Here is a 12,150-nt window from a genome sequence, read left to right on the forward strand (position 1 = left end):
CCGATGTTCCTCAGCCAAAAAATTCATGGACATCAGCCAAAAGCTTGCTGGTAGGATTAGCTCTAGCTGGGGTTGTTGGTGTTGGTTGGTTGGGAACAAACTTGATATTATCTCGTGGCAGAGATTCTTTACAAGATACCGCACAACCGACACCCAGCGTATCACCAACGAATAACCAGCCAACCGATCCCCTGGCAAAATATGCACCCGAAGAACGCGCACGTAAAGAAAAATTAAGCGATCGCCGTCAACAGTTGGGTATAGATTTCAACTTTTACTTTGACTTGGTAAATCAAGTCTTTTGGGAGAAAAATCCCAGTTTAAAAGGACGCAAACTGAGCGATAATAGTGAAGATGAGAGTTTGCGGGCTGAGTGGGATAAAACAGCCGCCGAATTGTTAGATCAGCTTGCGCCACTAAGTAAAAATGCGCGTCAGCAATTAGGAAATTATACAGCGGCACAACGCGATCGCGTTAAGGAAGAAGTCAATGAAATCAACGTTGGTAGCCGTTCTTTATATGATTTAGCAGATGCCGCATTTTATCAGCAATTTCCCGAACAGCAGGGTAAAAATTTTCTTGATACACCCATCGGACAAGTTTGGCAAGGATTTGTGAGTGATAAAGTTCAGGCGATCGTTTCAGGTAGAGCTTTTGAGAAACTTGTATTTGATAAAGGTGCTAAGAGTAAAACAGTTAGCGGTACTCTCAAAGCTGCTGATGGCAAAGTCTTTATTGCCGAACTTGCCAAAAATCAATTGATAGATATTAAACTACAAGCAAATTCCCAAGTTTTGCTATCAATTTATTCCCCCTCTGGCAAAATCAAATTTTTAGAAGATTCTACAAAACGCACTTTGTCAATCGAACTACCAGAAAACGGATATTATGAGTTTGTCGTAGTTTCCACTGCATCAAAACCACTCTTATATCAACTCAGTATCACCACCGAAAATCCCGCACCAGCACCCACACCCACACCCACACCCAGCCAAACTTCTACGCCCATATTAACACCAACACCAACACCCACACCCACACCAACACCCACACCAACACCCACACCAACACCCACACCAACACCCACACCGATAAAAATACCCTAGTATAAATGAATTCCTAGTGAACCTCTGCGAACCTCTGCGTTTTCCTCCGCGTCACGAGTGCGTTTAAAATTCAATCCATTTAGGCATCACCGGAAAAATTAGGGTGACTGACCATCAATAACATTTAGAAAATCTTCAGCGGTGATAATCGGGCAAGAAAAATTATCTTTTAGACTGAGTAAATCACTATCACCCGTCACGAGATAATCAGCCTCACTGACCACAGCCAAAAGTAAAAAAGGCACATCAAACGGATCACGACATTCAGGAACAACAGGCAAGCGGTCGGGCATCGCTACAGCTTCACAAAAGAGTATGTAATCCGATAGTAAATCTTCTTGCTCAGTTGGCGTGAGCTTAAACTTTGGATAAGCCAGCACTCGGATTAACTCAGTTGTTGTCGCTTTAGAAACCAGCGGAGTGAAGAGATCGTCCTGCCATGCCAAACGAAGCCTAGATACTCTGCCCCCAAATATCAGCGCCGAGATGATGATATTAGTATCAATTACCACCCGTGGATAAACCATTACGATTGACGCGCCCAAGCCACTGCATCAGCCACATCCTGCTCACTCAGTCCTAAATCCGCCAGCTTAGATCGAACCGCATCAGCCCGCTGAATTTTTACAGGAGTCAGAATAATTTGCCCCCCCTCCACCTTTACCTCAAAATACTCAGCCTCACCGATTTCACGAGTAATACTTTTAGGGAGCGTTAGTTGATTTTTAGAAGTTAACTTGGCGAGCATGACTTGCCTCCTAGCCTTTGCTATCAAATGTAAGGATTCCTTACTTGAGTATATACATCTTACCTTACTAAATCTAAAACCCAATCACAGAAACAGCTTTTTTGTACGGCACAGTAAGGATTTGAGGCTTTTCAATTTCAGACAGATCAATTGGTACAGGTTTATCCCTAGCGATCGGGATATTGAAAACGGCTCATCAATTCCTTAGCGGAACTTTCTGCACGGTTGCTCATTTCACCCCGTGATTGTACTGTTAATTGCACTTTTTGTGGTGATGAACACCCAGCTAAAAGAGTTACCAATAAAATACTTATATAAGCGGGTACTAAAAAAAATCGCATAAGATAATTGTATTTAAAGTATTACTTTCTATAATTCCCAACCTAAAGCGTAAAACAACAAGGATTTTAACCTTACCTGAGTTCGATGTAAGGAAATAAGCTATAAATCTTTCCTGATAAGAGTTACAGGATTTTGTTAGGCTTCACTGATTGTCAATAATTTTAAGCTATTGATAAATAATTTCTAGTTGACAACTTCAGTAAGTAAATTTTTCCAACAAAATCCTAAGTAATATTACTAGCAACAATCAATATTGTCCCTAAGCTCTGAGAATAAAGTAATTATCTACTCCCCCTAATCGAAATCAGTCGGCAAATTTGGATCGCGGTGATGTTGAAAAAGTCGCGTAATTTGATTTGGTGTTACACGTCCCAAAGATAATTTGGGAATATTATCTTCTGCAAAAAATCCTACTTCCTCAGTTTCAATACTTGGTGAAGCAGAACCCCCAACTAATTCACATAGAAAAAACAGCTTGTAGACGTAATGTAGAAAAGGAGGATGTCCTTGTCTGTCCCTATCATAGACAGCCAAAACTTTCACAGCGCGGGTTAAATAACCAGATTCTTCATAAGTTTCTCTCACACTTACTTCACTTGGAGAATCACCAATATCAGCCCATCCACCAGGTAAAGTCCAACAGCCATCGACTCGTTCTTTAACTAATAATATCGTATCGCCTTGAAAGACAACTCCGCGCACGTCAACTTTGGGAGTAGCATAGCCGACATCACGAGCGAATAAATCCAGAATATAGCTTTGTTCTGTATTTGAGTAAGTAGATAAAATTTCCGCAGCAATTTCTTGCACTTGTTGAAAGCGTTGAATATCAAAAGGATTTTCCGAATAAGTCAAACCATTTTGAGCGATCGCTTGCAACTTTTGCGACCATTCCAGCCATTTTGGTTGCACAATTATCTCCTATAAATTCACCCTCAGACTGGAAGTCTGTGGTGTACGCACAAGTCCTGTTTGCCCTCAAGTTTTAGCTTGGGGCTACACAAACAAAGCCCATCTTCATGTAAATACAGAAAAAACCAATTCTAGCCTGCGCTCCGGAAGGCTTTATGAAGTCCGCGAAGGCGGACTTTGTTCGTATAGCCGCGACTTCAGTCGTCAGGCACTTTATTCAGCTTCATCTAAAGCGACAATTCCGGGTAATTCCTTACCTTCGAGTAACTCCAAGCTGGCGCCACCACCTGTAGAAATGTGACTCATTTGATCGGCTAAACCGACCTTTTCCACAGCCGCTACAGAGTCGCCACCGCCGATAATGGTGATGGCACCTTTTTTGCTGATATCGGCTAAAGTGTGAGCGATCGCTTCAGTACCTGCGGCAAACTTATCAAACTCAAAAACGCCCATCGGACCATTCCAAATCACCGTCTTACAGTCAGCAAGAGCTTCTTGGAACACCTTTATTGAGTCAGGACCAATATCCAAACCCATCCAACCATCGGGGATATTGTCAATGCTGACGGTTTGAGAATTGGCATCAGCAGCAAATTTATCTGCTACCACCACATCTGTAGGAAGCAGCAAATCAACACCGCGTTCTTTGGCTTTAGCTTCCAAAGACCTTGCCAACTCTATTTTGTCTTCTTCCACCAAAGACTTACCGACATTCAAACCACGGGCTTTATAGAAGGTAAAAATCATTCCCCCACCGATGATTAGCTTGTCGCATTTTTCCAGTAGTGCTTCAATTACACCGATTTTACTGGAAACTTTGGAACCGCCGATAATTGCAGCTAAAGGACGTTGAGGATTAGCGATCGCACTTTGCAAATACTGCAATTCCTTCTCAATCAAATATCCCCCAACCGAAGGACTGAGATATTTAGTCACACCTTCGGTAGATGCGTGAGCACGGTGTGCCGTGCCAAAAGCATCATTGACATACAAATCAGCATTTGCAGCGAGTTTTTTGGCAAATTCTGGATCGTTTTTCTCTTCTTCTTTGTAGAAGCGGACATTTTCTAGCAACAGCACTTGTCCATTTTGCAATGCTCCCACTTTTGCTGCAACTTCATCGCCGATGGAGTCATCAGTTTTGACGACTTCTTGCCCTAGCAACTCCGACAAGCGCTTTGCAACTGGTGTTAGGCGCAATTTGTCATCCACGCCTTTAGGACGCCCAAAATGGCTCACTAGAATCACCTTAGCGCCCTTCTGCGTCAAATCCTGGATAGTTGGTAGCGCAGCGCGAATGCGAGTATCGTCTGTAATGTTGCCTGCATCGTCTACAGGCACGTTAAAGTCAACCCGCACCAAAGCGCGTTTACCGGATAAGTCAGAAGCGGATAAATTTGCTAAAGTTTTTTTGGACATAATACAAACCTCGCGATCGCCTTTTTGTTATTTTTTGTAAGTAGAGCCATTCCAGATTTTACCGGAGTAAGGGCTACGCAGGTGAATCAGATGTTCAAAACAGTTTTATTTCCACTCGATCAAAGCCGGGAAGCGCGGGAAGCCGCTGACGTGGTTGCCAACATCGTGCAAAAGTACGGTAGTCGCTTAGTGCTGCTGTCTGTTGTCGAAGAACCCAACCCAGAAGCACCAACTACAGATCCCATGATGTCACCCGAAGCGGTTGCCAAACTGCTGCAAAATGCTCAAGCTTTATTTGCTCAACAAGGCATTCAAGCCGAAACCATCGAAAAAAAAGGCAACCCTGCCTTTACAATTTGTGACGTTGCCGATGAAATTAATGCCAATTTAATCATCATGGGCTGTCGCGGACTAGGTTTGACCGAAGAAGGAGCGACAGATAGCGTCACCACTCGTGTGACGAATCTTTCACCTTGTCCAGTGTTGATTGTTCCTTAATCAAGTTAGGAGTTAGGAATGAGGAGTGAGGAATTATGAGTTAGGAATTAGTTAAATTTGTCGGGTGCGTTAACGCAGTGTAACGCACCAATTTTCATTTATTTTAATCAGAAGTCTGAAAATCATTTAACACCAACACGCGCAATAGAAGTTCTGCATCAGTTGTACCTTGATGGCGATCGCTTACCAACGACCAAACTGGAATACGAGTGTTAGCAACACAAGCATCACCCCCACACACACCAGCAGTCTTGGTAATTCCTTGCGAACCATTACTTAAACTTTTAGTCAATATTTGTATTGCCTCTGCCTTCTCTGTCAGATTTAATGCTAATAATTGTGCTTCTAATTCTTTAAGCGTCATAGCTAATATCACCCAATTCTAAATACTTATTTTTCAAAAAATTGCTTCAATTTTTGCTTTCATTACGAACATTATCATCTTCCTACTCTTCCTCATCCTTGGTGGACTTGGCGTTTTGGCGGTTCGTTACCCCAGCTTCTCAAACAACTTCGCCAAAACCACATTAGAAAATAAAAACCCATCGGGCTCGCTTAACCTTAACCTTCCCCCGACAACTTCCACCCAACATGACTCCAAGTAGGGTTGCAAACACTTATAAATCTCCTTTACCTTCTCTTCCCCAAACTGTGCCCTTAACGCATCCAAACTCACACCCTCAGCCAAACGCAACCCCAGCATTAAAGTGTCTAACAATATTTCTTCCCTTGGAGTCACATCACAATCAATTAACCCCCCACTTTCCACCCAAGAGTAATATTCCTTAGTTTTACGTGGACGAGTAAAGCGTTTCCCCTCAACATAACTCGCTGCCCCCATACCAAAGCCATAATAAGGGCGATTTTCCCAATAAACTCGATTATGCTGGCATTGATGTCCTGGCTGGGCATAATTGGAAATTTCATAATGTTCGTAACCCGCGCTTGTTAAAATTTTCTGTGCCAACCTATACATCTCAACTGTGGTTTCATCTGTCGGTAAAGGTTGATCCCCAGGTTTGTAGAAACGACCGAAAGCTGTACCAGGCTCAATGGTAAGGTCATATATAGATATGTGCGTTGGTGCTGTAGCCACCGCTTTTTCTAAAGAATATTGCCACCTATCTAAAGTTTGATGCGGTAAACCTGAAATTAAGTCTATGCTGAATTGGGGAACCCCCACTTGGCGAATTAAATCCACAGATGTGAAGATATCATCAACCGTGTGCGATCGCCCCGCAACTTGCAATAATTCTGACTCAAACGCTTGCACACCCAAACTTACCCGATTCACTCCACAGTGACGATAACCTTGAAGATGTTCTAAATCAAACGTTCCTGGGTCCATTTCCATAGAAATCTCTGCCCCAGGACAGATACCAAAACGGTGTTCTAGCGCCTCTAATATCCGTCGTAACTGCTCGATTGACAAAAGTGAAGGAGTCCCCCCACCAAAGAAAATTGTCTTCAAAGGTAGACCAAAAGTCGCCGTCTCAGCAATTTCTTCAATTAATACATCAACGTAGTGGGATATACTGAGAGATGTTTCACCCCGCAAGCGATCGCCCACCACAGACACCGGGAAATCACAATAAAAGCACCGTCGTCTGCAAAAGGGAATATGTACGTAAGCAGAACTGGGCATCACAAAAACGATAACTTTTTCAGCCATTTTTAGAGACAATTAAATTATTATTCTTATAATTACAAACTATGAAAATTAATAGAGTTTTTACAGCTTTTTATCTTTATTGCAACAAAACGATCAAAAATATGAATACAAAACTCTTTGGTTATAATAATTGCAGATATTGCCTGCTTAAATCCCGCTTAGTAAGTAAATATTTCTGATTTTATCTTCCCGATGAAATAAAAAATACTGCGCTCTTGCGGTTAACACAGTTGCAGGAAAACAACACAATTATGCTTGATGCAATTATCATTTTCTCATTCATCCTCTTAGCGGCGGGTATAGGGTTCTACAGCACCGAGCTTATACCCAATGTAACCATAGACCGGGTTACGAATCTTGAAGCTTTACGCTTTATTGTTGCTGTTTTTGCTGCAATCATTGGTGGTGCAGTCGGATTGCGATTTCAGACAGGATATCGCCGTTTAGAAGCACAAGTTCGAGAATTGCCTCTAGAAGTTATCTTAACTCGTGCGATCGGCTTGGTCATTGGGTTATTGATCGCAAACTTAATGCTGGCACCTTTGTTCTTGTTGCCAATTCCGGCAGATTTTGGCTTTATTAAGCCGCTAGTCGCCGTTGTCGGTAGCATCGTGCTGGCTTATACAGGCATGAATTTGGCAGATACTCACGGACGTGGCTTATTACGGCTGATTAATCCCAATACTGTGGAAACAATGGTAGTGGAAGGAACACTAAAACCTGCCAATACCAAAGTTTTAGACACCAGCTGCATTATTGATGGTCGCATTGAAATGCTGTTAGAAACAGGATTTCTCGAAGGGCAAATTCTCGTACCGCAATTTGTCTTGCAAGAATTGCAACAAGTAGCTGATGCTAACAAAGACCTAAAACGGGTGCGGGGAAGACGAGGACTAGAAATTCTCAACCGAATTAAAGAAGCTTACCCCGATCGCATTTTAATCAACCCAGCAGATTATGAAGATATTCCCACCGTAGATGCGAAATTAGTGCGATTTGCTCAAGAAATCAACGGTACACTGCTAACTAATGACTACAACTTGTCTAAAGTAGCCAGTGTTCAAAAAGTGCCTGTTTTGAATGTTAACGATTTAGTTAATGCCGTTCGTCCCTCGTATTTACCTGGTGACTATATAGACTTAAAGATTCTCAAAGAAGGTAAAGAACCCAGTCAGGGTATCGGCTACCTCGACGACGGTACAATGGTTGTCGTTGAAGAAGGCAGTAGTTATGTCGGTGGTGAAATTCGGGTGGTAGTCACCAGTGCTTTGCAAACTTCAGCCGGAAGGATGATTTTTGCTAAACCCCAGGCTTCTGCATTAGCGTAAGTTAAATGGCTCGAAAAATTCGCGCTGTTATTAGACATCTCCAGAATCATACGTAGAGACCTAGGATTGCTATGTCTAATCAAGGATTTCTGGCAACGCATAATAAGCATAGCGGTCGATGTCTATTAGACATAGACGTGAAAATGAATGTAGAGACGTAAGCTAGCTACGTCTCTAGGGGTTTTGGATAAGGCATATTTAATTTTCAAATAGGTTGTCTATTGTGCGATCGGTGCAGTCAATCTGCACCGATTTGGCGTTGCTAAATTGAGGAATGAAATTCAAAAAGCTTATAATTAAAACCCTTATTCTCTGGGAATGGAGCGAACGGACACGTTGCTCACTCCTCCAAAAGCGCACTTCATTTTTCCTCCTCTGCCTGAAACAAATTCATACTTGAAATCAGCAACGCCACCGATTTTATATAGAATCAAATACGAAGGAAATACTCCTATGAGTGCAAGTCACACAGCTTCCGAGCGTGGTGACGTACCACGGGCTAAGTGTGTTCCCCTTCATAGGTGAGTAATTTACCCCGGTTGGTTCCATATACGATTCGTACTTAAGGCTATTGTCAGAAATTACTCAAAGCTAGTTAACATGATTATTTGCCGTGTCTACTCTGCGGGAGTGCAAAATGTCAAAACAGCTGGGTCAAAAAATCTCACCCACACCGATGTCAACCAATATCAGCGTGGTTGATTTGATTGATAATTACTTCACAGCTTATAACTCTGCGCGTTTGCGAGAAATCTGTCAACTACTGAGTAAAGAAGTCTTAACCGAAGGTGTAACGGTAGGAGTTAGCCTTTCCGGTGCGATGACACCAGCAGGATTCGGAGTTTCTGCCCTAGCACCCCTAATTCGCAACGGCTTTATCGACTGGATGATTAGCACTGGTGCGAATCTTTACCACGACATGCATTATGGGTTGGGTTTTGAACTGTTTGCAGGTAATCCATTTTTAGATGATGTGAAACTGCGTCAGCAAAGCACCATCCGGATTTATGACATTATTTTTGGCTACGATGTGCTGTTAGAAACAGACGCTTTTATCCGCAAGATTCTTCAAGCAGAACCGTTTCAGAAGCGGATGGGGACGGCTGAGTTTCACTATTTGCTAGGTAAATATGTCTGGGAAGTCGAAAAGCAATTAGGAGTGCAGCATTCCTGTTTGCTAGCGACAGCTTATGAATGTGGCGTGCCGATTTATACGTCATCTCCTGGCGATAGTTCAATTGGAATGAACGTGGCAGCTTTAGCATTAGAAGGTTCCAAATTGATTTTAGATCCTTCAATTGACGTGAATGAGACGGCAGCGATCGCCTACAATGCACGCGAATCAAACAGCGAATTTGAAGGCAAAAGTGCTGCCGTAATTCTCGGTGGTGGCAGTCCCAAAAACTTTTTGCTACAAACGCAGCCGCAAATTCACGAGGTACTGGGACTAGAAGAACGAGGACACGATTACTTTGTCCAGTTTACCGATGCGCGTCCAGATACCGGCGGTTTATCTGGGGCTACCCCCTCAGAAGCCGTTAGCTGGGGTAAAATTGACCCAGAAGAATTACCCAGCACGATTGTTTGTTACACCGATAGCACGATCGCTTTACCACTGGTAACAGCATACGTGATGAACCAGTGCCAGCCCCGCCCTCTAAAGCGAATATACGACAGACGAGAAGAAATAACCGAGAAACTGCGTCAAGACTATCTTGCAGCCAAAACCCAACCAGTAGATAAAATCCCTAAGGCTGTGGCTGATACCGCTTCTGGTGAAGCTGCTACTTATCCCTGTGGGAGGTTGATTCCGAATACTCCTTAGTGGAGGAGTTCTTGGGAGGGGGAGAGTTCTTGGGAGGGGGAGAGTTCTTGGGAGGGGGAGAGGGGGGGGAAAGAATTATTCTTATTCTCTCCTTGTCTCCTTGTCTCCCTGTCTCCAAGGAGTCCCCCACACCACGCTTCCCCCACTCCTCATTTCCTCCCAATCAACAAATAAGTTGTCATTTTCCCTTTACCTTTGACTTCAATTTCACCGCGCTTTTCAAACAAAAATTCATCACGTAAGTGTTGATAAGTGGTTTCTGATACTTGAATTTTGTTGGAAAAACCTTGGGATTCCATGCGGCTGGCGATGTTCACGGTGTCTCCCCAGAGGTCGTAAGTTAGTTTTTTGATACCGATTACTCCGGCAACTACGGAACCGCTATGGATGCCGATACGAATGGATAAGTTTTGCTGATTCTCGGCATTAAATTGAGCGATCGCACTTTGCATATGGAGTGCCATTTGAGCGATCGCTTGGGCATGATCTGGGCGACGTTTGGGTAAGCCACCAACTACCATATAAGCATCGCCGATGGTTTTGATTTTCTCTAAATTATATTGCTCGCTGAGGCGATCGAAATCTGAAAAAATTTGGTTAAGTAACTTTACCAGTTGAATCGCTGTCAGAGAAGAAGCGATTTCCGTAAAGCCAACGATATCTGCAAATAAAACTGTCACATTAGTAAAATCTTCAGCGATTGTGCCTGGTTGTTGTTTGAGACGGTTAGCTATTGCTTCTGGCAAAATATTCAGCAACAAGCCTTCAGTTTGTTTCTGTTGATGATGCAGTGCTTCTTCAACTTCTAGTCGCTGGGTGATATTACGAAAAATGCCGCGAGTTGCAACTGGTTTTCCTCTCACCAATTTACAATTTATGTTTCCTTCTACAAAGATTTTTTGACCGTACTTAGTCATGAATGCAGCTTGAAATTGCTCGATTTTTTCTCCGGAGAGGACACGATAAAACATTTGGCGACAAGAAGATCGAAAATCCGGATGTATAATGTCAAATACATTCATTTGAGTAACTTCAGCTTCGCTATATCCGAAAGTTTCTCGCCAAGCACGATTGACATATTCAAAACGACCATAAGCATTAGCAGACTGAATCAAGTCGTTAGCGTTTTCAAATAAATCTCGATATCTTTCTTCACTTTCTAAAAGAAGCTCACTTGCTTGTTTATGTTTCATAAAATGAACAATTTGGCTACTAATAGAAGCCATCAATTGTAGTAAGTCTACATCTTTTGGCTGCACTTCACGACTGAAGAAAACCATCACGCCTAAAACTTCGCTGTCATCCACAATCGGGAAACCAAATGCGGTGTGCAATGCTGTCGCAGTAGCTTTTTGCGTTTGCGAAAAGTCAGAACTATGCATAATATCCCTAGTCCAAAGGGGGGAACGTTTTGCCCAAATTCGACCCGGAAAACCAACACCAACGGTATATGTAGTTTGCCATGCGATCGCTTTAAATTCTCGAACGCTAATTGTTCGACTCGACCACATTTCCACACATCTGAGTATCGGATTTATTTTATCTTTATTTTCTCTAGACTCTGGTGTGGTTAAATATTCATTTGCTGTCCAAAGTTGCCCTAAATCCCATCCCAAATTTTCACAACTTGCCTGCAAAATTTTCGATATTGTCTGCTTGATGCTTTGAGATTCTGATAAAATGCGGGTTATGGCATACTGTACTGCATGACGCTGTTGTCTCCGCTCTCTAGCAGTAATATCGCGACCAATATAAACAATATCTTCTAATCCATCTATTTTTTTCTTAATAAATGAACAAGAAAATGCAATTAACAGCTTTTCTCGTTTTTTAGTTCGACAAACTAGTTCTATATTTTGGAAATATTTATGATGAAAAGAGTGCTGCTTAATTGCTCTTTGTAGTAAAAAGTTATCCTCCATTATTAAAGAAATGGGCTGATTGATTAGTTCTTGCTCGCTAAATCCAAATAATTCTTGTGCGGCTCGATTTAGTTTTTTTATTTTTCCACTATGAGTTGTCACTAAAAAGGCATCTGCCATTGAAGTGATAACTTGATCCATGTAATTTTTGTAGGTGACTAAGGTATGTAATAATAGATTCGATTCATTAAAAGTCTGTTTGATATTTTGTTGGAAAAACATTCTTTCGGTAACATCTTCAAGCAAAATAACTAATCTATTATCAGATTCATTTTCACCAGCTTCGCTAAATATATATATATTGATATATATATCTGATTGATCTTCATAAAAGCGTCCAATACTTTCTAATTCAAATAGTTCCTGTTTCCCTTGCAG

The 12,150-nt window shown here is 42.1% G+C and carries 10 protein-coding genes and 2 pseudogenes; 4 read left to right on the forward strand and 8 right to left on the reverse strand.

The window, feature by feature from the left end; all coding sequences use genetic code 11:
- A pseudogene (locus OGM63_RS20005) lies at window positions 1-1,106 on the forward strand (hypothetical protein); the annotation flags it as partial.
- Window positions 1,107-1,204: 98 nt separating this feature from the next.
- Here the strand turns inward: OGM63_RS20005 and OGM63_RS20010 are convergent.
- From OGM63_RS20010 to OGM63_RS20030, 5 genes are all read right to left on the reverse strand, one after another.
- Entirely contained in the window at window positions 1,205-1,633 is a 429-nt protein-coding gene (locus tag OGM63_RS20010) for a putative toxin-antitoxin system toxin component, PIN family (protein WP_263747415.1), read from the reverse strand.
- Window positions 1,633-1,854 (reverse strand): AbrB/MazE/SpoVT family DNA-binding domain-containing protein, encoded by a 222-nt coding sequence (locus tag OGM63_RS20015; RefSeq protein WP_029637898.1) that lies wholly within the window; start codon window positions 1,852-1,854, stop codon window positions 1,633-1,635. The genes OGM63_RS20010 and OGM63_RS20015 overlap by 1 nt, the downstream gene beginning before the upstream one ends.
- A 167-nt stretch (window positions 1,855-2,021) precedes the next feature.
- Window positions 2,022-2,195: a hypothetical protein gene (locus tag OGM63_RS20020; RefSeq protein WP_263747416.1), complete on the reverse strand. Its 174-nt coding sequence runs from the start codon at window positions 2,193-2,195 to the stop codon at window positions 2,022-2,024.
- 295 nt (window positions 2,196-2,490) lie between these two features.
- Window positions 2,491-3,108, reverse strand: a complete 618-nt coding sequence (locus OGM63_RS20025) for an NUDIX hydrolase (protein ID WP_263747417.1) — start codon at window positions 3,106-3,108, stop codon at window positions 2,491-2,493.
- Window positions 3,109-3,321: 213 nt separating this feature from the next.
- Window positions 3,322-4,527 carry a phosphoglycerate kinase gene (locus OGM63_RS20030; protein WP_263747418.1) on the reverse strand — a complete coding sequence of 402 codons (1,206 nt, stop codon included), beginning with the start codon at window positions 4,525-4,527 and terminating at the stop codon, window positions 3,322-3,324.
- Between the two features lie 90 nt (window positions 4,528-4,617).
- Between OGM63_RS20030 and OGM63_RS20035 the strand changes: the two genes are divergently transcribed.
- Entirely contained in the window at window positions 4,618-5,025 is a 408-nt protein-coding gene (locus OGM63_RS20035; protein WP_263747419.1) for a universal stress protein, read from the forward strand.
- A gap of 145 nt (window positions 5,026-5,170) precedes the next feature.
- Here the strand turns inward: OGM63_RS20035 and OGM63_RS20040 are convergent.
- Both OGM63_RS20040 and hemW read right to left on the reverse strand, forming a co-directional pair.
- Window positions 5,171-5,389, reverse strand: a pseudogene (locus OGM63_RS20040) (DUF433 domain-containing protein); the annotation flags it as partial.
- Window positions 5,390-5,515: 126 nt separating this feature from the next.
- Window positions 5,516-6,697, reverse strand: a complete 1,182-nt coding sequence (gene hemW / locus OGM63_RS20045; RefSeq protein ID WP_263747420.1) for a radical SAM family heme chaperone HemW — start codon at window positions 6,695-6,697, stop codon at window positions 5,516-5,518.
- Window positions 6,698-6,948: 251 nt separating this feature from the next.
- Between hemW and OGM63_RS20050 the strand changes: the two genes are divergently transcribed.
- Both OGM63_RS20050 and OGM63_RS20055 read left to right on the forward strand, forming a co-directional pair.
- Window positions 6,949-8,025 carry a PIN/TRAM domain-containing protein gene (locus OGM63_RS20050; protein ID WP_263747421.1) on the forward strand — a complete coding sequence of 359 codons (1,077 nt, stop codon included), beginning with the start codon at window positions 6,949-6,951 and terminating at the stop codon, window positions 8,023-8,025.
- Between the two features lie 637 nt (window positions 8,026-8,662).
- The gene (locus OGM63_RS20055) at window positions 8,663-9,850 is read left to right on the forward strand and encodes a homospermidine biosynthesis protein (RefSeq protein WP_263747422.1); all 1,188 of its coding nucleotides are present in this window, start codon (window positions 8,663-8,665) and stop codon (window positions 9,848-9,850) included.
- Between the two features lie 149 nt (window positions 9,851-9,999).
- Here the strand turns inward: OGM63_RS20055 and OGM63_RS20060 are convergent.
- Window positions 10,000-12,150: adenylate/guanylate cyclase domain-containing protein (locus OGM63_RS20060; protein WP_263747423.1), on the reverse strand; the 2,151-nt coding region annotated here is incomplete at its 5' end.

The organism is Plectonema radiosum NIES-515 (assembly GCF_025753815.1).
In the GTDB taxonomy this organism is placed as follows: domain Bacteria; phylum Cyanobacteriota; class Cyanobacteriia; order Cyanobacteriales; family Nostocaceae; genus Hassallia; species Hassallia radiosum_A.